Raw genomic sequence first — 23,159 nt, 5'->3', positions numbered from 1 at the left:
ACGGCGCTCACCATGTCTGCACGCGAGCTGCCGCTGCTGTTCATCCGCCACGCCGTCGCGGAGGACTCTCACGTCCTGGGCGATGAGGCGCGCGCCCTCACCCCGGAAGGCCGCGCGGCCTTCCGCCACCACGCACGCAAGCTGGCACGCCTCACGCCTCTGCGCGGCATCATCACCAGTCCGCTGGTGCGCGCCGTCCAGACGGCGGAGCTGCTCGCCGAGGCCTTCGGCGTGTCCGGCGTGGAGGTCCACCCCGCCCTGCTGCCCCAGCGCGGCGCGCACAAGCGCATCATCGACCTGGGCCGCGAGCGCGGCGCGGGCTGGGCCCTGGTGGGCCACAACCCCTCGCTGGAGCGCGCGGCCATTCGCGCCCTGGAGCATGAGCTGCCGGACAAGCTGCGCAAGGGCGCGGCGCTGGCGCTCCACCCCCTGAAGAACGGCGGCTTCACGCTCGCGTGGTGGGCCACGCCGGGCAAGCCCGTGAAGCGCCCCGGCGACCTGCGCTGACGCGCCTCAGTGCGCCGCGCCCAGCAGGAAGGACAGGACGAGCATGGCCAGCACCGTGGCGGTGATTCCCACGTAGAGCCGGTCCTTCTGCTGGCGGAAGATGAGCAGCGACAGGGCCACCCGCATCACCGGCACGGCCATCATCACCAGCAGTCCCGCCATGACGAACGCCTGGCCCCGGGCGGCCAGCGCCCCCGCCACGACGTCCCCCAGCGTGTGCGGCACCGGGTGCGGCGAGGTGAGGCGCTGCAACGCCTCGGACGAGACGAGGTAGTCCGGGTGGCGGAAGAAGGTCACCACGGTGCCCAGCGTCACCAACGCCAGGCTGGCGGCCACGCCGTACCGCAGCAAGTCACTGATGAGCAGCTCCGGATGGAGCAGCGAAGCGTCCTCGCCGTCCTGCACCGCCGCGGTGGCGGCCTCAGGGCTGCGCGGCTCCGGCTTCGGTGCCTCGCTCATGGCGCCCACCCCTTGCGCAGCATCTCGAAGGCCACCCACAGCAGCACGCCCACGAAGAGCGCGCGCAGCCACGTGCTGTTCACCCGGGCCATCAGGTGGCGCGAACCCAGCCACGCGCCCAGCGTGACGCCCACGCACACCGGCCCCGCGATGAACGGGTCGATGTTGCCGCGCGCGAAGTAGACGCCCGCGCTGGCCGCCGCCGTCACGCCAATCATGAAGTTGCTGGTGGCCGTGGACACCTTCAGCGGCAGCCGCATGGCCAGGTCCATGGCCGGCACCTTGAGCGCGCCCGAGCCGATGCCCAGCATGCCGCTCACCGTGCCCGCCACGTACATCAGCCCCAGTCCCGCCAGCGGCCGCGTGACGCGGTAGGACACCTCACGGCTCTGCGACTCATCCCAGTAGCTGCCGTGCAGCGCCAGCCGGTCCGCCAGCGCGTCCGCGGGCACCGGCGCCTCGGCGCTCGCCCGCATCCGCCGCAGCATCACCAGCGCCGACCACGCCATGACGCCGCCAAAGACGAGGTACACGCCGCGCCCACCCACCAGCCCGGACATGAACGCGCCGCTGAGCGCGCCCGCGGTGGTCGCCAGCTCCAGGAACATGGCCACGCGGGTGTTGGCCATCCGGTCGCGCACGTAGGCCGCCGCCGCGCCGCTGGACGTGGCGATGACGGAGACGATGGACGCCCCCACCGCGTACTGGATGTCCACTTTCAGGAGCAACGTGAGCACGGGAATCAGGATGAGCCCGCCGCCGATACCCAGCAGCGAACCCAACAGTCCCGCACCCACGGAAAACCCCAGGACGACGAGCATGAAGAGGAAGGGAGTCATCGAAGCTGCGCCCCATCCTCTCCCCCTCACCGGCCTTTGGCCACCAGGAGAATGGCTCGATTCGAGCCGCTCCCCTGGTTGCCTGCTTCCACCGGGCTACTGCGCGCTGGCCACCACCGATATGCGCTGAGCACCGTTGCTGTTGGCGAGCGCGCCGGGGGCGTGGGTGTCCGTGCCCAGCTCGCGCAGCAGGGCTTCGCCCACCAGTTCGTCCATGGGGATGAAGCGGCCCAGCAATGGGCGCCAGGCGTGGACCTGCGCGGTGGCGATGTCGAACCACCAGCCGTGCAGCCGCAGGGTGCCCGCGTCGAGACGCTCCTTCACACACGGATAGGTGGAGATGTGCTCCATCTGCAGCAGCACGTTGTTCTGGGACAGGCGATCGTAATCCGACCGGCCCTCACCCAGCGTCGGGTTCGCATCCATCCGCTGGAGCGCGGCCTTGCCGTGCTCGAGCCAGCCCTTGAGGTTCGGGTTCTCAGGACCCACGCCGCCAGCGAGGACGGCCTTCATCGCGCCGCAGTTCGAGTGGCCGCACACGACGATGTCCTCCACCGGCAGGTTGCGGAGCGAGAACTCCAGCGCGGCCGCCTCGGACTGGTCGCCCGTGGACTGCCCCTTCGAATCCGACGGCGCCACCATGTTGCCGACGTTGCGGACCACGAACAAGGCGCCCGGGTCCGTGGACACGAGCAGGTTGGGCACCACGCGGCTGTCCGCGCAGGCGATGAAGAGGCAATCCGGATTCTGCCCCTGTGCCAGCAACGCGAACTTCTCCCGGTAGCTGGAACGGGCATTGAGCTGAAAGTCCAACAGACCGCGAATGAGCTTCCTCACTGCGCACCTCCAGAGACAAGCGAGTTGTGATTGGGACCGTCAACGACCACGGGGCTGCTCGGCTTCACCGTGCCCTTGCGGCTCCAGACGTCTTCGAGCGACTCGGCGAACACCGAGCCGCCCGTCTTGCGATGCGTGTCGCACCAGCTCTCCAGGGCTTCGTGCCCGGAGTGGTCCAGCGTCTGCACGGCCAGGTCCAGCTCCACCTTGGAGCCCGACGGAACCTGCGCCAGGGCGGTGGACAGCTTGGGGACGCCGACGAACGTCAGCGCGCCCGAGATTCGCACCAGATAGGACGCATGCGCCTGCTGGTGCACGTCCACCTTGACGCTGCCCAGGTGCCACAGCAGGCGCAGCACCGCGAACGCCAGGCCCATGCCGATACCAGCCAGCAGGTTGACGCCCACCACGCCGGCCACCGTCACCAGGTACACGGCCAGCTCCCCGCGCTTCTGGAGCTCACGGATGTGGTGCACGTTCACCAGCTTGGCGCCGACAAAGACGAGCAGACCCGCCAGCACGGTGAGGGGAACGAGCCCCGCCACCGAGCCGAGCAACGTGATGAACAGGAGCAGCCAAACGCCGTGCAGCGTGCCTGACAGCCGCGTCTTCGCGCCAGCGGTGATGTTGGTGGCGCTGCGGACGATGACGCCGGTGATGGGCAGGCCACCCGCCAGACCCGAAATCGTGTTCGCCAGGCCCTGACCGAAGAGTTCGCGGTCCAGGTTCGCACGGGGGCCCGTGTGCATCTTGTCCGTGGCCACCGCGCTCAAGAGCGACTCCGCGCTCGCGACCAGCGCCAGCGACAGCACCGCCGTGCCGAAGGTGACCCAGTCGCCCTTGGGGAAGGTGGGCAGCTGGATGCTGGAGAAGATGTTCTCCGGCAGGTCCACCCGGGCCACGTTGGCGCCCATGAAGGTCGCCACCGCGGTGGCGCCCACCACGGCCACGAGCGGACCTGGGACCTTCTTCAACTTTCCGGGAACGAACTGCCACGCCACCATCAGGCCGATGGTCAGCAGGCCCAGCAGCGTCGCGGCGCCATGAAGGTCCGCGATCTGTCCCGGCAGCTCCTTCACGTTCTGCCACGCGCTCGATTGCGGCGCGCCGCCCATCACGATGTGGACCTGCCCCAGGACGATGAGGATGCCGATGCCGGCCATCATCCCGTGGATGACGGCGGGAGAGATGGCCAGCGCGCCGCGCGCCACCTTCAACCCACCGAGAATCATCTGCACCACGCCCGCGACGGCCACCGCCGCGCACGTCATTGCCAGGCCCATCTGCTGGATGAAGCCAAACACCATGACCGCGAGGCCGGCCGCGGGACCGCTCACCTGGAGGGGCACGCCTCCAAAGAGCCCCACCACGATGCCGCCAATCACACCCGCGATGAGCCCGCTGACAATGGGCGCGCCTGAAGCCAGCGCGATACCCATACACAACGGCAACGCCACCAGGAACACCACCAGGGAAGCAGGCAGGTCCGTGGCCAGCGCCTTCCAGGGGGAAGCAGCGCCCTCAGGACTCTTCAAAGTCGACATCACACCTCCACACAAGTCGCCGCGACTGCCGCGTGCGCTGGTTCACGTGGAGGCCCTCCGCAAAGAGCGTGCCGTCCGCCTTCTGTCAGGCTCAGAGGGAACGCCAATTGATTGCGGTTGGGAATATGAAAGCGATTTTAAGTCCCGGATCCAGACTTAAAAATCCTTGAGGCCGCCGGCCTCAAGAATCTTGAAGTGCCCTCGCCTACTCCTCCTCAAGCCGGCGGAGGAAGGTGGGATAGGAGAGCCCCAGCACCCGGGCGGCCTCCATCCGGCGCCCATCCAAGCGGGCGAGGACGTGCCGGACGTACAACCGCTCCACGTCCTGCAAGGGGCGCGGAGCCCCGGAGACGACGAACGCGTCGGGGTCCACATCGGGCGGGCCGCTGGTGCCCTGCGGCTCCAGGGAGGCGAGCTCCAGTTCGGGTCCGGCCTCCAGCACCAGGGCCCGTTCGAGCACGTTGCGCAGCTCACGGACGTTGCCGGGGAACGGGTAGCGCTCCAGCCGGGCGCGCGCGGCGCTGGAGAAGCCCACGGGCCGGCGCCCCAGCTCGGCGCCCAGTTCCGCCACCAGGGACTGTGCCAGGGGCAACAGATCCTCGCGGCGCTCGCGCAGCGGCGGAATGTCCACCCGGAAGACGCTCAGGCGGAAGTAGAGGTCCTCGCGGAAGCGGCCCTCGGCCACCTCCTTGGTCAGGTCGCGGTTGGTGGCCGTCACCACGCGCGCGCTGCTGCTCAGCTCGGCGGTGCCGCCCAGGCGGCGGAAGGCGCCCTTGTCCAGGAAGGTGAGCAGCTTCGCCTGGAGCTGCAGCGGCAACTCGCCCACCTCGTCCAGGAAGAGCACGCCGCCCGCGGCCACCTCCACCAGGCCGCGGCGGGCGGTTCGCGCGTCGGTGAAGGCGCCGCGCTCGTGACCGAAGAGTTCACTTTCCACCATGGTGGCGGGCAGCGCGGCGCAGTTGACGTGGACGAACGAACCCTGCCCGCCTTGCAGCGCGTGCAGGTGGCGCGCAATCACCTCCTTGCCCACGCCCGTCTCGCCCAGCAGCAGCACCGGGCTGCGCGGCGCCTTGGCGATGCGCTCCAGCATCTGCAGCGCGGCGAGCATCTTCGGCGAGTGCGGACGCGACAGGCGCCGCCGTCCGCCCAGCTCGCTCTCCGCCAGACGCAGCCGTTCCTGGAGCTGCAGGTCCGCGACGGCGCGGCGGGCGCGCAGCACCAGGTCATCCAGCTCCACCGGCTTGGACAGGTAGTCGCGCGCGCCCGCCTGGATGGCCTCCACCGCGCTGGCGATGTCGCCGTGCGCCGTCACCATCAACACGGGCGTGTCCGGAAGCTGGGCGCGCAGCTCCGGCAGGAAGTTGATGCCGTCCCCGTCCGGCAGGCGCCGGTCCAACACCACCAGGTCCGGCGCCTCGCGGGACATGGCCCCACGCGCGTCGTGGAGTGAATGCGCCAGCGTGACGCGGAAGCCCTCGTGGCGCAGCACGGAGGCCGCCAGCGAGGCGAAGGTCCGGTCGTCATCCACCAGCAACAGATAGGTGCTCATCGGGCCACCTCCAACGGAAGGCGCAGCGTGAAGCGGCTTCCCAGCGGACTCCGGACATAGTTCAGACTGCCACCATGGGCCTCCACGGAGGCACGCGCCATGGGCAGCCCCAGCCCCACGCCCTTGGCCCGCCCGGTGGCGAAAGGTTCCCACAACCTGGGCTCGAGACGCGGATCCACTCCGCCCGCATTGTCCTCCACCACGAGCACGGCGTCATGGTCGTCCCGCGTCAGACGCACGCTGACCCACGGTGCCAACTGCATTCCTGTGTCCTTCGCCACCGCGCCCGCCTCCACCGCGTTGCGCAACACGTTGTCAATGGCGGACACCAGCAGCGCCGCATCCCCCTGGACCCACAGGGACTCCTCCAGGGACGTAGTCAGTGCCACGGCCTCTGACTCCGGCAGCAGCTTCACGCCCTGGAGCGCGTCCTTCACCAGCAGGTGCACCTCGCAGCTGCGGCGCAGCGCGGCACGAGGCGCCCCGAAGGACAGCAGCGAGCGCGCCAGATGGCTCAGGCGCTCCACCTGCGAGCGCAGCGCGCCCACGGGCAGCTCGCTGCCCGCGGGGGTATGCCGGAGCACGGACAGCGCGGCCTGGATGCCGTTGAGGGCGTTCTTCACCTCATGCGCGATGAGCGAGGCCGCGGTCCCCAGCGCGGCCATGGTCTCCTGGCGTCGCAGCCGCTCCTCGGCCGCCAGCAGCGAACGGTAGGAGTGCCGCAGCAGGAGGATGAAGATGATGAGCGTGCTGCTCAGCAGGGCGATGTGGAACGCCAACTGCCGCAGGAAGCGCGCCCGGAGGCCCGCGGTGGCCGTCTCCTCCTCCAGGACGACCAACAGCAGGTCGCTCTTCCCCACCCACGCGCCCGCGCCCATCATGTGCTTGTCATCCAGCGTCAGCGGACCCGGCATGTTCGCCAGCGCGCGCAGCCGCCCCGTGATGTCCCCGGAGCCCAGCGTGAGCCCCACCGGCATCAGGAGCTGACCGTGGTCATCCATCAGCACCAGTGACGTCTGCGCGGTGGGCCGCGTGGGCAGCGCGCTGGCGCGGAGCTCTCCCAGCAGCACGCCCTTGAAGCGGCCCTCCTGGAACATGGGGACGGCGACCACGATGGGCCCCCCCTCCCCTTCCAGCAGGTCGATTTCCGGCTGGCGGCCCTCCACCATCCGGCGGAACCAGGGCCGCAGCGTCAGCGGCGAGCGCCCCAGCGGCATGTCCGGAGGGTCGCTCCAGACGCGCTCGCCCTCGGGCGTCAGCAGGGCCACGCCCTCCGAGAAGAGGGACGAATGGTAGAAGGCGCTCTCCAGCAGGGCCAGCTCCGCCGGGGAGGCGCCGTCCTCGGGAGACAGCGCGGGGTGCCCGGCCACGCGGGCCAGCTCCGCCTCCAACAGCCCCAGGTGGACGCCCAGCGCCTCCGACTGCACCTGCGCCTGGTTGAGCAGCCGGCTCAGCAGCTCCTCGCGCGCGTTGCGCACATCCTCCACGTAGCCCAGCACGGGGCTCGTCAGCGCCACCAGCCCCACCAGCCCCAGACCGACGAGCGCGGAGCGTCCCCCGCGCCGCTGCGCGTGGGCCAGCTCGCCCGGCGTGGGGGTCAGCGTCGGAAGTGGAGGTGGGGTCGGCGGCAGGTGGGCGGAAGTCATGACAGGGAGCCCTGAGGTTTACCCCGGCACGGCAGCGCCTTCACGCGCAATCAGGCCACCTGGCCGGGGGCCCGCCCGCTGGAGGGCCGGCCATCGCCCCGGGTCACCCGCTCCCGCGCGTGTTCCCGCCATGACGAAGTTGTTGCACATGCGTCACACGTTCGGAAAAGGGGGCGCGCAGAGTGGCGGCCCGCCATGCCCCATGTCCTCATCATCGACGACGAACGCGACCTCGCGGAGCTCATTGATTTCAACCTGCGGGGTTCCGGCCTCACCACGCACGTGTCCCACACTGGCGAAGAAGCGCTGGTGGCCGCGCGGGAGCAGAACCCCGACCTCGTGCTGCTGGACCTGATGCTGCCGGACATGTCCGGCATTGATGTCTGCCGGCAGCTGCGGGCCAACCCCCAGTCCCGGGGCGTCCTCATCGTCATGCTCACCGCCAAGGGCGAGGAGTCCGACCGCATCCGCGGCTTCGAGGTGGGCGCGGACGACTACGTGGTGAAGCCCTTCAGCGTGCGGGAGCTGGTGCTGCGACTGAAGGCCATCCTCCGCCGCGGCGCGCCCACGGCTGGGAGCACGGCGCCGCTGGCGCTGGGGCCCCTGCGCCTGGACGTGGCGTCCCACCGCTTCTTCGTGGAGGAGCGCGAGGTGGCCCTCACCGCGCTGGAGTTCCGGCTCCTGGAGCACCTGCTCGCCCGCCTGGGCCGGGTGCAGACACGTGAGCAGTTGCTGGAAGAGGTGTGGGGCCTGTCATCCTCCCTGGAGACGCGCACCATCGACACCCACGTCATGCGCCTGCGCGACAAGCTGGGCCCGGCGCGCGCGCTGCTGGAGACGGTCCGCGGTGTCGGCTACCGGATGCTGGACCCAGCCGCGGGCTGAGCGTCGTGACGGCGATGTCACGTGGCGGACGCGAAACGGACACCCACGTCACGTAGAAGCGCGGCGTCTTCGCGCAAGCATCACACAGCGTCCAGATTTCGATCCGCATCATCCAGCCAGGAGAAGTCCCCCCATGAAATCGCTCCTCAAGCCCCTGCTCGCGGTGTTCCTCCTGGCGCTCCCCGCCGCTGCCCAGGCGGGCACCGTCACCATCAAGGGCTCCGACACCATGGTCATCCTCGGCCAGCGCTGGGCCGAGGCGTTCATGAAGAAGAACCCCACCATCAAGGTCCAGGTCACCGGCGGCGGCTCCGGCGTGGGCCTGGCGGCGCTCCAGAACGGCACCACGGACATCGCCATGTCCAGCCGGGAGATGAAGAAGGCGGAAGCCGACAAGCTCCGCGCGCGCTTCAAGGCGCCGCCCGTGCAGCGCTCGGTGGCCAAGGACGGCGTCACCTTCTACGTCCACCAGGGCAACCCCGTGAGCGCGCTCACCACCGAGCAGTTGATGAAGATCTACGTGGGCGACATCACCACCTGGAAGCAGGTGGGCGGCGCGGACGTGCCCATCGTCGCGTATTCCCGGGAAAACTCCTCCGGCACCTACGTCTTCGTGAAGGACATGGTGCTGGACGGCGAGGACTTCGCGCCCGCCATCCAGACACTGCCCGGCACCGCTGCGGTGGTGAACGCCGTCTCCAAGGAGAAGAACAGCCTGGGCTACGGCGGCGCCGCGTACGCAGAGGGCATCAAGGAGTTGAAGGTGAAGAAGGGCAACGAGGAGATCGCCCCCAGCGCGGACAACATCAAGAGCGGCAAGTACCCGCTGGCGCGCGACCTCTTCTTCTACCTGCGCACCGAGCCGACCGGCGACATCAAGGCCTTCATCGACTTCGCGCTCTCCCCCGAAGGTCAGGCCATCGTCACCCAGGTCGGCTACTTCCCCGTGAAGTAGCCGCGGAGCGTCACACGAATGTCACAAGAGGCGCTGAATCCCAATGGATAGACAGGCGACCATGGAGCAAGGTCTCACGCGGGTCGTGGCCGCGCCGCGCCTGTCCGCGGCGGCGCGGAGGCGTCAACTGCGGGAGAAGGCCGTCGCGGGCTTCATCACCCTGATGGCGTTCACGGGCATCGCCGCGCTCGTCCTCATCATCGTCTTCGTGGCCAAGGAGGCGCTGACGCTCTTCACCGACGCGGACGCCCGCCACGAAGCCAGCCTCGCCAAGATGTTCCTGCCGCAGGAGGGCCGCTACCCGTTCCGGTGGCAGCCCGTGTCGGACACGCCCAAGGTCAGCATGATTCCGCTGTTCGTGGGCACGCTGAAGATCACCCTGGTCTCCATGCTGGTGGCGGTGCCCATGGGCGTCTTCAGCGCGCTCTTCGTCGCGGAGTTCGCCCCGCGCCGCCTGCGCGAGCTGCTCAAGCCCATCATCGAACTGCTGGCCGGCATCCCCTCGGTGGTGCTGGGCTTCTTCGCGCTGATGGTGCTGTCGCCGGTGGTGAAGGACCTGTTCCACCTGGACCGGCCACTCAACGGCACGCTGGCCGGGCTGGCGTTGGCGCTGGCCATCGTCCCGGTCATCTTCACCGTGTCCGAGGACGCGCTCACCGCGGTGCCCCGCAGCTACCGCGAGGCCTCGCTGGCGCTGGGCGCCACGCTCTGGGAGACGGCGTGGAAGGTCGTGCTGCCCGCGGCGGCCCCCGGCATCCTCGCTGCGTGTGTGCTGGGCTTCGGCCGGGCCATTGGCGAGACGATGATTGTCCTCATGGCGTCGGGCAACGCGGACATCGTGTCCTGGAACCTGGGGGACTCGGCGCGCTCGCTGTCGGCCACCATCGCGGCGGAGATGGGTGAAGTGGTGGTGGGCAGCCCGCACTACTCCCTGCTCTTCTTCATCGGCGTGGAGCTGTTCATCTTCACCTTCGTCCTCAACATGGTCGCCTCCACGTGGACGAAGAAGGTCCTCCAGCGGCTGACCGGGAGCGCCTCGTGAAGTACACCACGCGCCGAGCGGTGGGGCTGGGCCTCACCGGACTGACGGCCCTCGCGGCCTTCTTCATCGTGGGCATGCTGGCCCTCATCCTGCTGAACGTCGCGCGCAACGGCGCCCGTCACCTCTCCTGGACCTTCCTCACCCAGCCCCCCAGCGACGGCATGATGGGCGGCGGCATCTTCCCCGCCATCTTCGGCACCGCCGCGCTCACGCTCCTGATGACGCTGGCGGTGATGCCGGTGGGTGTGCTCACCGCCGTGTACCTCCACGAGTACGCGCCGCCGGAGTCACGCTTCGCCCGCTGGGTGCGCGTGGCGGTGGTCAACCTCGCGGGCGTGCCCTCCATCGTCTTCGGCCTCTTCGGGCTCGGCTTCTTCATCCTCTTCGTCGGCGGAAATCTGGACCGGATGCTGGGCTACGAGGAGATGCACTGGGCCCAGCCGGGCATCCTCTGGGCCTCGCTGACGCTGGCCGTGCTGACGCTGCCGGTGGTCATCGTCTCCACGGAGGAGGCGCTGCGCGCGGTGCCGCTGGAGCAGCGCACCGCCAGCCTGGCACTGGGCGCCACCCAGTCGCAGACGCTGGCGCGGGTGGTGCTGCCCGGCGCGCTGCCCGGCATCCTCACCGGCGCGGTGCTGGCCATCTCCCGAGGCGCGGGCGAAGTCGCCCCCATCCTCTTCACCGGCGCCGCCTACTTCCTGCCGGACCTGCCCACGCACCTGGACTCCCAGTTCATGCACCTGGGCTACCACACGTATGTCATGGCCACCCAGTCACCGAACGTGACGGAGGCCAGTGGTCCGCTGTATGCGACGGTGCTGGTGCTGCTGGCGCTCACCTTCGCCCTCAACCTCGTCGCGGTCATCATCCGGACGCGCACGCGCCGCAAGGCCGCCAGCGCCCACTGACGGTACGCCTGCCATGTCCCTCCAACCCCAGAATCCCCGCGCGAAGATGGAAGCGCGGGAGCTCACCCTTCGCTACGGCCCCAAGACGGCCATCCACAAGGTGTCCCTGGCCATCCTCGACCGGCGGGTGACGGCGCTCATCGGCCCCTCCGGCTGTGGGAAGTCCACCTTCCTGCGCTCGCTCAACCGGATGAATGACCTCATCTCCGGCACCTCGCATTCGGGCACCATCCTGCTGGACGGCACGGACATTCATGACCGCGGCGTGGACGTGGTGGACCTGCGCCGGCGCGTGGGCATGGTCTTCCAGAAATCCAACCCCTTCCCCAAGAGCATCTTCGAGAACGTGGCCTATGGCCTGCGCGTGGGCGGGATGAAGGACAAGGCGGAGCTGGCCACGCGCGTGGAGAAGTCACTGCGCGGCGCCGCGCTCTGGGACGAGGTGAAGGACCGGCTGGACGAAAGCGCCCTGGGCCTGTCCGGCGGCCAGCAGCAGCGTCTGTGCATCGCCCGGGCGATGGCGGTGGAGCCGGAGGTGCTGCTGATGGACGAGCCCGCCAGCGCGCTGGACCCCATCGCCACCGCGAAAATCGAGGAGCTCATCCACGAGCTCAAGGCGACGTACACCATCGCCATCGTCACCCACAACATGCAGCAGGCCGCGCGCGTCAGCGACCGCACCGCTTTCTTCTACATGGGCGAGCTGGTGGAATGCGGCCCCACCGAGCAGATCTTCACCAACCCGCGAGAGAAGCGCACCGAGGACTACGTCACCGGCAAGTTCGGGTGAGCGGAAGAAAAAGGGGACCGGACACATGCCGTCGACGCATACGGACAAGGCCTTCGAGGCGGACCTGAGGGATTTGCGGGAGAAGCTGCTCGCGATGGGCGCGAAGGTGGAGAACCTCATCGTCCAGAGCATGAAGGCGCTCACCGACCGCGACAGCGCCCTGGCCGAGAAGGTCGTCGCCGCCGACAAGGACGTCAACCGCCTGGAGGTGGACATCGACGAGCTGTGCCGGAAGATTCTGGCGCTGCGCCAGCCCGCCGCCAGCGACTTGCGCCTCATCACCACGGCGCTGAAGATCGTCACCGACCTGGAGCGCATCGGCGACCTGGCGGTGAACATCGCCGAGCGCTCCATGGACCTGAACCAGGCCCCCCCGCTGGCGCCCTACGTGGACACGCCCCGGCTGGCGGAACTGGCCCAGCGGCAGGTCCGCATGTCGCTGGACGCCTTCGTCTCCGGCGACGTCGCCAAGGCGGAGGAGGTGCTCCGGGGCGACGATTTGCTGGATGCCCTCTTCCTCAAAATCTTCAACGAGCTCCTCGCCTACATGATGGAGGACTCGCGCAACATCCGCCGCGCCACGGCGCTGATGTTCATCGCGAAGCACCTGGAGCGCATTGGCGACCACGCGCTGAACGTGGCGGAGATGGTCGTCTACATGGTGCGCGGCAAGGACATCCGCCACCCGCGGAGCCGCAACCTGGCGGAGTAACCCGCGGGCGCGGGCTTCACCGCCCTGTCACCGCGAATTGCCCGGCCCGCCCCGGGCGCTTCGCGGGGCTGACGTGGAGGGCCTCTAGCGTGGCAACCGTGGTCGCGCCATGACGGCGCACCGGCCCCGGGGATTGCCCGCGAATGTTGCTCGCCTCCACCGTCCTGCTGCTTGCCGCCTGCCTCGGACTGTTCGTCCTCACCGTCCAGTTCGCGCTCGTGCTGCGCCACCGGCGTGAGCCGTCCCCCACCGCGCAACCGGGCACGCCCCGCCCGGGCATCTCCATCCTCAAGCCGCTGTGCGGCGTGGATGACGACCTGGAAGCCAACCTGGCGCAGTTCGCGGGGCTGGGCTACGCGGGCGCGTACGAGGTGGTGCTCGGCGTCAAGGATGCCAGGGATCCGGCCTTCGCCGTAGCCCGCGCAGCGGTCGCCCGTTGGCCCCACGTCATGCGCCTGGAGGTCCAGGAGGGCGAGCCGGGCCGCAACCCGAAGGTGAATCAACTCATCACCCTGGCGGACCGGGCGCGCTACGACGTGCTGGTCATCAGCGACAGCAACACGCGGGTGGCGCCGGGATACCTGGAGGAGATTGCCCAGGCCTTCGAGGACCCGGAGGTGGGCTGTGTCACCCACCCGGTGGCGGGCATGGGCGAGCGCACCTTCGGCTCGCTCCTGGACAACCTGCACCTGGGCGCCAGCGCGGCGGCGGGGATGATTGCCGCCAAGCGGCTGGCAGGCCGGGACATCGTGGTGGGCAAGTCCATGGCGCTGCGCCGCGAGGACGTGGACGCGCTGGGCGGCTTCTTCTCCGTGAAGGACGTGCTGGCGGAGGACTACGTCATCGGCCAGTGGGTGACGCGGAAGCTGGGCCGGCGCGTGGTGATGGCGCACACGCCCGTGTTCAACGTGTCGCTGCGCAAGAGCGTCCTGTCCTTCTTCCAGCGCTATCTGCGCTGGAGCGTGATTCACCGGACCGCGGTGTCTCCGGGCACGTACCTGGCCCAGGCCCTGCTGAACCCCACGCCGCTGGCCCTGCTGGGCGCGATGCTGGCCCCCTCTTCCGACACCGCGGCGCTCTGCCTGGTGGTGGCCCTGGGCAAGGTCGCGGTGGACCTCTCCACCGTGCGCGCCTTGCGGCCGCAAGCCCTGTCGTGGGACGCGGTGCCCGCCGTCTTCGCCAAGGACGCCCTGCTCTTCGCGGCCTGGAGCTACGCGCTCTTCTCCCGCACCGTGAACTGGCGCGGCACCCGGCTGCGCGTGGGCCGGGGCACCCGGCTGATGCCGGTGAGCACGGCATCCCTGACGTCTGAGCCCGCGCTGCCCCAGGGCGACCGCATCCTCGCGGGCTGACCTGGCGACGCGCCCTTCCAGGGCCTGCCTGCCCGCATGCCGCAGCGAGCACCATGTCACCGCTCGCGGAGAATGATGGCGCCCTTCAGCAGCGTTCATCTCAGGTCGGGGGAGGACGATTGGCGCGACTGGCAACGGACAACGGCGCAAGAAGGGTCTTGGTCGTCGATGACGACGCGGACTGGAGGGAATTCCTCCGGCTCAGCCTGGAGGACCTTGGCTACGAGACGACCGAGGCCTCGGATGGGCAAGAGGCCCTGGAGACGCTGAGGCGCGGCGGACGGTATGGCGTGATGCTGCTGGACCTCAACATGCCTGGCATGTCCGGGCTGGAGGTCGTGGAGCATCTGCCACGCGGGCCGCATCCCCGCATCGTCTTCCTGACGTCCGCGGCGGCGCAGGATGTAGGCAGTGCCCTGCTCTCAGGGCCACACTACTACCTTCCAAAAGGTGCGAGCCGCGACCAATTGTCACTCCTCTTGCAATCACTTGGTGAGTGAGCAGCCCGCCTCTGGCGTATAGGGTAGAGGGCCCCTGAGAGGAGGGCCATTATCGTCACCGAGCTTCTCATCATCCTGTTGCTGGTCCTGGCAAACGGCATCTTCGCCGGCGCGGAGCTGGCCATCATCTCTGTCCGCCGGACGCGGCTGCGGGAACTGATTGAAGAAGGCAGCACCTCCGCGAAAGCGGTGGAGGCCCTGCGCGGCAACCCTGAGCGCTTCCTGGCCACGGTGCAGATTGGCATCACCGTCATCGGCGCCACGGCGGCCGCGTTCGGTGGCGCGAGCATCGCCACGCGTCTGGGTGACTTCCTCACGAGACTGGGAGTGCCCGAGCAGCAAGCGGACGAAGTCGCCCTGGCGGGCGTGGTGGCCTTCGTTTCGTACCTCTCCTTGGTGCTGGGCGAGCTGGTGCCCAAGTCACTCGCGCTGCGTGCCGGCGAGCGCTACGCGCTGCTCATCGGCCGGCCTCTGCGCGGCCTGGCGTGGCTGATGCAACCGGTGGTGTGGTTCCTCACCGCCAGCTCCAACGTGGTGCTGCGCCTGTTCGGCGACCGGACGAACTTCACCGAAGGCCGCCTGTCTGCAGAGGAGCTCCAGCAGTTGGTGGAGGAGGCGGCGAAGCAGGGCACGTTGGACCCTCACGCCGGTGAGATTGCGTCGCGCGCCTTCGAGATGGGCGACGTGACGGTGGGCGAGCTGTCGGTGGCGCGGGACGAGATGGTGGCCCTGCGGCGGCACTCCAGTCCGGAGGAGATTCGCCGCGTCCTGCTGGAGGGCGGCCATTCGCGCATGCCGGTGTACGAGGGCACGCTGGACAACATCGTCGGCTACGTCATCGCCAAGGACCTGCTGGGGGTGGCCTGGGAGGGCAACCTCATCATCCTGGAGGACGTGATGCGTCCGCCCTTCTTCGTCGTGGAGACGATGCGGGCCATGGACGCGCTCAAGGAACTGCAGAAGCGGCGCATGCAGTTGGCGGTGGTGGTGGACGAGCGCGGCGGCGTGGTGGGGCTCGTCACCGTGGAAGACCTCGTGGAGGAGCTGGTGGGCGACATCCTCAGCGAGTCCGAGGTGCCGGAGGAGTACGTCAAGCGCGAGGGTCCGAACACCGCCCTGGTGCTCGGCACCGCGAGCATCCGCGACGTCAACCGGGAGCTGTCCCTGGACCTGGACGAGGACCAGGACTACGCCACCGTGGCGGGTCTGTGCATCGCCCTGTCCGGCGGCGCCATCCCCGGGCCGGGCACGAAGGTCCAGACGGAGGGAGGACTCGTGCTGGAGGTCGTCGCGTCCTCGCCCCGCCGTGTGGACACCGTGCGCTTCCACCTGCCGCAGCGCGAAGAGCCCGTGGAGGCGTGAAGCCTGCCCCCCCCCCGGCCTTTGGCTCAGGAGGCCAAAGGCGTCGGGAGGTGCGGCGCGGCCTCAGGGGCGCAGCGAGTCAAAGTAGCAGTAGAGCTCCACGGAATTTCCAAACCCATACGCATTCTGGGCGACGAGAGAGAACCGCATGGGGTTCCCTTCGCGAGGAATCTCCGGGAGGACGTAGCGCAGCTTGGTGGTGTACCACGCGGTGTAATAGCCGCGGAGCATTGTCGCGATACGGTATTCCACTACCGGGTACCCGTAGTCGAACTCAGGCGGCTCCCAGGCGAACGTGACGTTCCCGCTAGAGGTATCGCAGGTGGCGTTGAGCGGCACTGACGGGCTCCGGGCGAGCGTGCTCGCGATGCGCTCCGAGATCGTGCCCCACCCGGCCTCGTTCCGTGCGACGACCGTGAAGTGATAGGTCGTCGAGTAGAGCAACCCCGTCACGTTCAACGTCAACTCGGTCGTCTCCACGGTCCGTAGGACCTCGTCGTTCAGGTACACCGTCACCAGATAGCCGGTGATGGGACGGCCTCCCGTGTCTTCGGTGGTCCAGCGCAAGGACACGCGAGTCGAATACCCTCTGGCCGTCAACGCGGGAGCGCCCGGCGTCGTGAAGGGGGTGGCCGAAACGGAGCTCCCAGGCCCCTGCGCATGGCCGTTGTCCGCGACGACGGTGAAGGAGTACGCCGTCCCGTTCGTCAACGCGACCAGCGCGGCCCGCGTCTCCGTCACGGTGACCGTCACCGGCTGAGACTCGGCTCCTGCATCCTCGGCCTGCACTGTGATGGAATAGCCGGTCAGGGCCATGCCCTTGCCATCGGCGGCCTCCCACGTCAGCACGACCTCCTGGTTCCCAGGCACGGCCACCAGGTTGCTCACCGCGCCGGGCGTCACGTGCGGCGTGACGAGGGCCGTGCGCGTGGACGCAGCACCACGGCCCCGGTCGTTCACCGCGACCACGCTGAACGCGTAGGCCGCGCCATTGCTCAGGTCAGGGATGAGGGCCTGGTTCGCGGACGCGGGCGACGGCACCACCCGGACCTCGCTCTCACCGGAGAAGACATGCACCGCGTATTCGAGAATGGCGCTGCCACCGTTGTTCGCGGGCGCCGCCCACGTCACCGTGACATGTGAGTCCCCCGCCACTGCCGCCACCTGGGTCGGCGCCCCGGGTACTGTCACCTGCGGTTCCTGGGGAGGCGGGTCATCCGAACCGCCACATCCCATCCCGCCAAACAGCCCCAGCAGCACCGCAGACAAAAGACAGATTCGTCCGTTCATCACGACAGTCCTCCCCTCTCACTGGGAAATGCAGGCCTACAGCATCACGCCCGCCTCCGGAAAGAGAGGCTGCATGGACCCTGCCCTTCAGAAGGAAGTGCTCGCACACCCCTGGAGCAGGACAACCGCCCACCTGAACAAGCCCACGGGAAGAGCGAGCTCCCAGCCCTTACAAACGCTCAGGATTTTGGAGATTCGGAACCAGGGACCATCCAACCCTCCACCAGCTCGTCACGAGCGTCCACGCGCCCCTGGAAATGTCGACTATCGGACCAGGACCTCGGAAGCAACTTTGCGATACCAAACACTATCGACGGGAGTCGACAAGTCACATGACCGTGTTTGCGGCATATCTGGCCATGCCCGATTGGCGCCGCAGAAGGGCGCGATGCACATGTGGTCGCAGGTCAGGCGGTGGCGCATTCCCTGTCGACTGAGGGGTACGCAATGAAAAGCAAGCGCTCGTTTCGACTAGGATTTCTGTTGGCGGTCGCTCACTGAAGCGCAACTGTCACTCCAGCGCATCGACAAACTATACGAATCCAATCCGGTGGCCGCACTGGAAGCCAAGCAGAAGTTGCGTCCAAAGCTCGATGAAATCAATCATCTGATTGCTCGTGTCGAACTGGCACCTGAGCACCATGTTGAATTTTACGACTCGGGAGCCGGTGGCCTACTCATCATGGAACGCGGGCCCGTTGAAAATGGACATATCTTGCGTGACGAGGATGTTGCAGGTCGCTCCGCCGTCGACCTCTATCGTCGGCTTACGGGAGGCTCGCCACCGCCAGAAGCATTGGTCAGGGCAGAATCGCTCAGTGGGGCGCATGATGGCTCCCATGTCATGCCTACGCGAGATGAGGTTGTTGCCAACCCAGAATCTTCAGAGGGCTTTGCCCCGGATGTCACCCAGTCGTGGACGGGGGCCGATGGCCAACAATGGTGGCGCATGGGGATCCTGGGTCTTTTTTGCAGGAGAATCGGTGCAGTACTGGCAGCACAGTGCTAGCTATTGGGCATGCCCTTGGCACGAGGCATGCGGCGTTCAAGAGTACTACATTCGACAACATCGATGGGATGTCTTGGATGCGGACGGCGACGGGTATCACTTCAGTCACGCCTTCAGGAGCAATTGCAACTGGACATCGTGTGACAATGCCCCCTGACGTCCGCAACTGCTGATCCCATTGAGGCTGCGTTCCTTGATGCCAGATTGGCTCTCGTAGCGTTGCTACGTTGCCACTGAGCAAGGCCACGTGAAACTCCAGCGCGCCGCATGCTCGACTGGGACTCCCCCGGTTCCGTGGGGTCCGCCCCGAAAGCAGCGGCGCGCGATGTCCCTCCTGCAAGACGCCCAGCGATACCGCCGCATCGTACCTATATCCGGCGCCCAGCCGACCTGCCATCGGCCGAGCGCTCCGTTCAGCTCCAACTGCGCGTGCGTCGCTTCTCCTGTCCAAACACGAAGTGCACTCGTCGCACTTTCGCGGAGCGTCTGCCCGGTCTGCTCGCCCCACGTGCCCGGCGCACGTCACGAAGCTCAAACTCCAGAAGCGCCAGATGTACGGCCGCGCCCGCTTCGACTTGCTGCGCCGTCGCGTGCTGCTCGCCGCTTGATCCGACGCCTCACATCAAGTGCGGGAGCGCCACGAAATCGGGGCAACCCCAGGTTCAAGCAAGTGGCGCGAAGCGCTCTTCCTGCAAGGTCCGTCCAGAAAGCGAAGGGCCCGAAATCGGTGGAGAATCTCCACAACGTTCCGGGCCCTTGTCTCTGCTCACAGCGAAAGCTTCGAACCTGCGGCCTTTGGCTCCGGAGGCCACCGGCCTCACGGGGCCATGGGTGTGGCCTGCGTCGTCGCCGTCGGCCCCTGCCCCGCGCGGTTGTCCGCACGAATGGTGAACGTGTAGGTCGTCCCGTTCACCAGGCCCTCCATGAGCCGCGACAGGTCGTTCGGGCTCACATAGAAGGTGTCCGTTTCGCCCACCGCAGGCTCGACCGTCACCACGTACCGCGAGATACGCCCCCCATTCAATGGAGGCTCCGTCCACGACAGAAGCACCGTGCCGTCGCCTGGCGTGGCGGTGAAGTTCCCCGGCATCCCCGGCGCGGGATATGGCGTGGCCTGATCCTGAGTCGAATAATCACTCATCCCAGCCTCATTCCGGCTGTGGACCACGAGCAAATAGAGCACTCCGTTCCGAAGCCCCGTCGCAACGAAGCGCGTATCCGTGTTCGTTTCAGTCCGGGTCGAGGCGCCGCCAACCACACCCATGATCTCGACGCGGTAACCGATGAGGGGGCAGCCCCCGGTCTCCACCGGCGCGAGCCAGGTGAGGGTGAGCTGCCCATCCCCGGGCGCGGCCATCAACGTCGTCGGCGCTCCTGGCAGGCCACAGGGCCGCTGCGCCTCGAACTCCGCGGGCGCCCCCTCTCCCTGCGCATTGATCGCGATGACGACGACGCGATACGGCGTGCCCGTGGACAGGTTCCTGAACCAGTGCAAGGTCTCCGTCGTATCGGCGGTCTGGACCACCGAGTCCCCCTCCCGCAGGACCAGCCGGTACCCGGTAATGGGGCTGCCGCCCGTGTCCCCTGGCTCCCAGCCGAACGCCAGCGCGGTCGCGGTCCGGTTGTGCACCCACAACCGGGGCGCGCCAGGGACGGACACCGGCGTCACCGCGACCGGCGCGGACTCCGGCCCCGCAACCACCGCGTTGGCAGCCGCCACGGTGACTTGATAGTCGGTGCCGTTGATGAGTCCTGAAACGGCGGCGTGCAGCTCCGTTGATGCCTGTGTCGCTACCACCGTCTCTCCCTGCCGGACGGTGACGGTGTAGCCGGTGATGGGCATGTCCGTCGCCTCGGGAGGGCTCCAGGCCACATTGGCACTGCGGTCTCCCGGCGTCGCGGTGACCTCGCGCGGTGCTCCCGGAATCACGCGGGGCGTGACGGCCTCGGAAGGCGCGGACGCGGGCCCTTCGCCCTGCGCATTGATGGCCACGACGACCAGCGTGTACGTCTCACCGTTGGTCAGCCCCGTGAGCGTGAGCGAGGTGCTTGTCCCTTCCAGGGTGTGGGCGACAACGCCGTTGCGCAGGGCACGAACCTCGTAGCGCTGAATGGGGCTGTCGCCCGCATCTTCTGGCGCCGACCAGGTCGCGGTGACCAGGGAGTCACCTGGTGTGGCCGACACGGAGCGAGGCGCTCCTGGCACACCCGAAGGCGTTGGTTCACTCTCTCCCCCACACGCCGCCAACCCCACCAGGAGCAGCAGACACCAGGATTTCAACGGGATACGGCGCATCACACTCACCTCGCTCCATGACTCCAGCAACGAGTCCCCCCGGGGACTTCGCCACCTGACGAATGAGCGCGGACTCTAGTAGAGCCCATGCGCCATGAAGATTGGGTGAAGCCGGACACCGCGTGTAGCCCGCAGGACGGGTGCAGCGTGCCTGGAAGTCTCCGCCCCTCGCGGGAAAGACAAAGGCCCGGAACCGGCGGGATGAATCCCTCGGTTCCGGGCCCTGTCCCTGCGCGCGATGCAGGATTCGAACCTGCGGCCTTTGGCTCCGGAGGCCAACGCTCTATCCAGCTGAGCTAATCGCGCAGACAGCTCTGACGGTGGGGCACAAGTAGCCGAAGTTCCCCGCCGAAGCAAGCACGCAATCCCCCAACCGGATGCGTGCGCCGCCCCATTCCCCCCAAAGGCGGCCGGTTACGGCTGCCTCCTCCGGCGAGCGGCCAGCAGGGCGAACGCCACGAACCCCAGGGAGGCGACAGGCGCCTGGCCACTGCCACCCAATGAACAGCTCAGGCCTCCTCCTCGCGAGTCGATCTCCGTGGATGGGATGAGCGTGAAGGTCACGAGCTCGCTGGCCGCGCTCTGGTTGCGAGCCAGGTCCACCGCGTAGACGCTCACGGAGTGCTCGCCGTCGGGCAACGACCCCGTCAGGGTAAAGCGCCACTGCCCCGCTCCATCCACGGACGCCCGCCCGCGTTCGTCGCCATCCACCCTGATCACGACTTCGCTGGCCTCCCCCAGTGCGGTTCCTCGAAACTGCGGCGTGCGCGTCTCCACGAGGGCACCGGGCGTCGGGAAGCTCAGCGAAGGGACCTCTGGGGGCGTGTCATCCACCGTCCAGGTGTAGCTCTCCGGGGAGTCGTCCACGTTCTCCACGCTGTCCACAGCACGGACTTGCAGCGTGTGCGCCACCTGCGAAAGCGGAGGCAGCGTGACGGGGTTGTCGCAGGGCGCGAATGCGGCGCCATTCAGACTGCATTCGTAGCGAACCTCCTCTTCATCGGAGCCGAACAAGAACACGGAGCGCGACGAGTGGTCGAACAAGCCAGGCTTGTTGATGATGCTCGTCTCGGGCCGCTTGGAGTCGACCAACCAGGTATGGGTGGCAGGCGTCGGATCCAGATTGCCAGCAAGGTCGCGGGCGCGAACGCTGAGGAGATAGGTACCATCCTGGGGAACCATGACCTCGTAAGGCGTCGTGCAGTCCCGGTATTGCTCGTCATTGAGGCTGCACTGGAAGCCAGCGAAGTTCACCTCCTGCCGATGCTCAAACTCGAAAGTGACGGTCCGTTCGCGGCCCCGAGCAGGGGGCGCCCCGGTGATGGTGGTGTCCGGCGGCGTGACGTCCACGGTGAAGACGCGCGGCTCGGAGGCGTTCAGTGAGCCCGTGTTGGATGCCGGGTCCGTCAACGTGGCGCGAAGGGTGTACTGCCGCTCCTCCAACTGGAGGCCGCTCAGCTCCCAGGAGAGAGTGCCGCTCGTCGCCGCCTGCCCGACGTTCAGTGCCCCCAGATACACCGTCACCGTCCCGGCCTCGGGGGCGGTTCCCCGGATGACAGGCGTGGTCGTGTTGACGTACGCCGTTATGGGCTCCGTAATGAGCGGTGGCCCCGGGGCAACCGTATCCACGGACCAGGTGTAGGAGGCACCCGTCTCATCCCGGTCTCCGTTGTCCTGGTCCACGGCGTGGACATTCAGCGTGTGCCGTCCATCCGATACGTTGAAGGGGTGCTCAGTCTCCCGATCCTCTGGATCTGGCGTGATGGAGCCACAGTCGACTTCGGCCTGGTCATCCAGTTTGCACCGGAACGCCACATGCCCCTTGTTCGACGTGAAGACAAACCTGGCCACCGACTCGTTGGTGAGCTGCGGTGGCCGCGCCCTGATCTCAGTGATGACAGGACCGGAGTCGACCCGCCAGACATGCGTTGCGGGCGTGTCGTCCACGTTTCCCGCCGTGTCCACGGCGCGAATGAGCATCTTGTGCACCCCGTCGTCGACCTGGAACTCGACGCCAGAGACGCACCTCTCGAAGGGGTCTCCATCCAGGCTGCACTCGTAATAGTCGACATCCGAGTCCTGAGGTGACGCAAAGCCAAACGTCGCGACCAGGTCACTCGTCAATTCCGCAGGCGCCTGCGTAAACACCGTGTTGGGAGGGGTCACGTCCACACGCCACAAATGGCTGGCCGGCGACGCGTCACTGTTTCCCGCCCGGTCGACCGCCCTGACGTGAAGCCGGTAGGTGGTGCCATTGACGAGGTCGTTGATGACATGGGCAGAGGGACACGTCTGCCAGGTTCCCGTGGTGGACTCGGGCTCCGTCGTGTCCAGCCTGCATTCGAAACGGACCACGTCCGGCGCGGAGGAGGTGAAGCCAAATGCCGCCGAGCGGGAGTTGTTCGGGTTCCGCGGGGGGACCGGAGACGTGAGACTGATGGCGGTATCTGGCGCGGCCGTATCCACCACCCACATATGCATCACGGGCGTCGGGTCCACGTTGCCTGCTTCATCCACCGCCCTCACCTGCAACGCGTGCGTCCCGTCCGTCGGCGGAGTGACAGGCGTGAAGGGCGAGGTGCACGTCGCGAAGGGCGCCGAATCCAGGCTGCACTCGAAGCGCACCACGTCCGTGTCGTCGCTGCCGAATGCGAACGGCACGTTCTGTGACGTCACC

Annotated in this window: 20 protein-coding genes, 1 tRNA gene and 1 pseudogene; 12 read left to right on the top strand and 10 right to left on the bottom strand. The window is 67.9% G+C overall.

Annotation, left to right across the window (positions count from 1 at the left end; all coding sequences use genetic code 11):
• Positions 1–12: 12 nt before the first annotated feature.
• Positions 13–507: a histidine phosphatase family protein gene (locus F8M74_RS17645; RefSeq protein ID WP_141253108.1), complete on the top strand. Its 495-nt coding sequence runs from the start codon at positions 13–15 to the stop codon at positions 505–507.
• Between the two features lie 6 nt (positions 508–513).
• Here the strand turns inward: F8M74_RS17645 and F8M74_RS17640 are convergent, their stop codons facing one another.
• From F8M74_RS17640 to F8M74_RS17615, 6 genes are all read right to left on the bottom strand, one after another.
• The gene (locus tag F8M74_RS17640; RefSeq protein WP_171410144.1) at positions 514–966 is read right to left on the bottom strand and encodes a DUF1634 domain-containing protein; all 453 of its coding nucleotides are present in this window, start codon (positions 964–966) and stop codon (positions 514–516) included.
• Positions 963–1,805 carry a sulfite exporter TauE/SafE family protein gene (locus F8M74_RS17635; protein WP_141253106.1) on the bottom strand — a complete coding sequence of 281 codons (843 nt, stop codon included), beginning with the start codon at positions 1,803–1,805 and terminating at the stop codon, positions 963–965. The genes F8M74_RS17640 and F8M74_RS17635 overlap by 4 nt, the downstream gene beginning before the upstream one ends.
• Positions 1,806–1,901: 96 nt before the next feature.
• The gene (locus tag F8M74_RS17630; RefSeq protein WP_141253105.1) at positions 1,902–2,642 is read right to left on the bottom strand and encodes a carbonic anhydrase; all 741 of its coding nucleotides are present in this window, start codon (positions 2,640–2,642) and stop codon (positions 1,902–1,904) included.
• Positions 2,639–4,186 (bottom strand): SulP family inorganic anion transporter, encoded by a 1,548-nt coding sequence (locus F8M74_RS17625; protein ID WP_141253104.1) that lies wholly within the window; start codon positions 4,184–4,186, stop codon positions 2,639–2,641. Before F8M74_RS17625 ends, F8M74_RS17630 begins: the two co-directional genes overlap by 4 nt.
• 205 nt (positions 4,187–4,391) lie before the next feature.
• Positions 4,392–5,735, bottom strand: coding sequence for a sigma-54 dependent transcriptional regulator (locus tag F8M74_RS17620; protein WP_141253103.1), 1,344 nt, complete (start codon positions 5,733–5,735; stop codon positions 4,392–4,394).
• Complete coding sequence (locus F8M74_RS17615; RefSeq protein WP_141253102.1) at positions 5,732–7,381, bottom strand: PAS domain-containing sensor histidine kinase; 1,650 nt, start codon at positions 7,379–7,381, stop codon at positions 5,732–5,734. The genes F8M74_RS17620 and F8M74_RS17615 overlap by 4 nt, the downstream gene beginning before the upstream one ends.
• Before the next feature lie 195 nt (positions 7,382–7,576).
• On the opposite strand from F8M74_RS17615, the gene F8M74_RS17610 reads away from it, so the two are divergent.
• The 9 genes from F8M74_RS17610 (at position 7,577) to F8M74_RS17570 (ending at position 15,887) form a co-directional block, all read left to right on the top strand.
• Positions 7,577–8,266, top strand: coding sequence for a response regulator (locus F8M74_RS17610; RefSeq protein ID WP_141253101.1), 690 nt, complete (start codon positions 7,577–7,579; stop codon positions 8,264–8,266).
• A 133-nt stretch (positions 8,267–8,399) separates the two neighbouring features.
• Entirely contained in the window at positions 8,400–9,221 is an 822-nt protein-coding gene (locus tag F8M74_RS17605) for a phosphate ABC transporter substrate-binding protein (RefSeq protein ID WP_141253100.1), read from the top strand.
• 61 nt (positions 9,222–9,282) lie between these two features.
• Complete coding sequence (pstC, locus tag F8M74_RS17600; RefSeq protein WP_228559690.1) at positions 9,283–10,263, top strand: phosphate ABC transporter permease subunit PstC; 981 nt, start codon at positions 9,283–9,285, stop codon at positions 10,261–10,263.
• On the top strand, positions 10,260–11,171 hold the full coding sequence (gene pstA / locus F8M74_RS17595; protein WP_140864480.1) for a phosphate ABC transporter permease PstA: 912 nt from the start codon (positions 10,260–10,262) through the stop codon (positions 11,169–11,171). Before pstC ends, pstA begins: the two co-directional genes overlap by 4 nt.
• 46 nt (positions 11,172–11,217) lie before the next feature.
• On the top strand, positions 11,218–11,961 hold the full coding sequence (pstB, locus tag F8M74_RS17590; RefSeq protein ID WP_216619774.1) for a phosphate ABC transporter ATP-binding protein PstB: 744 nt from the start codon (positions 11,218–11,220) through the stop codon (positions 11,959–11,961).
• Between the two features lie 25 nt (positions 11,962–11,986).
• Positions 11,987–12,673, top strand: a complete 687-nt coding sequence (gene phoU / locus F8M74_RS17585) for a phosphate signaling complex protein PhoU (protein ID WP_141253097.1) — start codon at positions 11,987–11,989, stop codon at positions 12,671–12,673.
• A gap of 143 nt (positions 12,674–12,816) precedes the next feature.
• Positions 12,817–14,025 (top strand): ceramide glucosyltransferase, encoded by a 1,209-nt coding sequence (locus F8M74_RS17580; protein WP_141253096.1) that lies wholly within the window; start codon positions 12,817–12,819, stop codon positions 14,023–14,025.
• 53 nt (positions 14,026–14,078) lie between these two features.
• The gene (locus tag F8M74_RS17575; protein ID WP_090495546.1) at positions 14,079–14,525 is read left to right on the top strand and encodes a response regulator; all 447 of its coding nucleotides are present in this window, start codon (positions 14,079–14,081) and stop codon (positions 14,523–14,525) included.
• A 78-nt stretch (positions 14,526–14,603) separates the two neighbouring features.
• Complete coding sequence (locus F8M74_RS17570; protein WP_140793646.1) at positions 14,604–15,887, top strand: hemolysin family protein; 1,284 nt, start codon at positions 14,604–14,606, stop codon at positions 15,885–15,887.
• A 63-nt stretch (positions 15,888–15,950) separates the two neighbouring features.
• Here F8M74_RS17570 and F8M74_RS17565 read toward each other — a convergent pair whose 3' ends face one another.
• Positions 15,951–17,177: a fibronectin type III domain-containing protein gene (locus F8M74_RS17565; RefSeq protein ID WP_141253095.1), complete on the bottom strand. Its 1,227-nt coding sequence runs from the start codon at positions 17,175–17,177 to the stop codon at positions 15,951–15,953.
• Positions 17,178–17,727: 550 nt separating this feature from the next.
• On the opposite strand from F8M74_RS17565, the gene F8M74_RS37870 reads away from it, so the two are divergent.
• The gene (locus tag F8M74_RS37870) at positions 17,728–18,186 is read left to right on the top strand and encodes a hypothetical protein (RefSeq protein ID WP_228559688.1); all 459 of its coding nucleotides are present in this window, start codon (positions 17,728–17,730) and stop codon (positions 18,184–18,186) included.
• A gap of 323 nt (positions 18,187–18,509) precedes the next feature.
• Positions 18,510–18,714, top strand: a pseudogene (locus tag F8M74_RS37865) (transposase family protein); the annotation flags it as partial.
• Positions 18,715–19,003: 289 nt separating this feature from the next.
• Here the strand turns inward: F8M74_RS37865 and F8M74_RS17555 are convergent.
• From F8M74_RS17555 to F8M74_RS17545, 3 genes are all read right to left on the bottom strand, one after another.
• Complete coding sequence (locus F8M74_RS17555; protein WP_161604909.1) at positions 19,004–20,371, bottom strand: fibronectin type III domain-containing protein; 1,368 nt, start codon at positions 20,369–20,371, stop codon at positions 19,004–19,006.
• A 343-nt stretch (positions 20,372–20,714) separates the two neighbouring features.
• Positions 20,715–20,788 (bottom strand) — tRNA-Arg (locus F8M74_RS17550).
• Positions 20,789–20,896: 108 nt separating this feature from the next.
• Positions 20,897–23,159: Ig-like domain-containing protein (locus F8M74_RS17545; RefSeq protein ID WP_240462295.1), on the bottom strand; the 2,263-nt coding region annotated here is incomplete at its 5' end.

It is taken from the genome of Myxococcus sp. CA023 (assembly GCF_010998615.1).
Lineage (GTDB): Bacteria > Myxococcota > Myxococcia > Myxococcales > Myxococcaceae > Myxococcus.
This window is presented reverse-complemented; position numbering and strand designations above follow the sequence as displayed.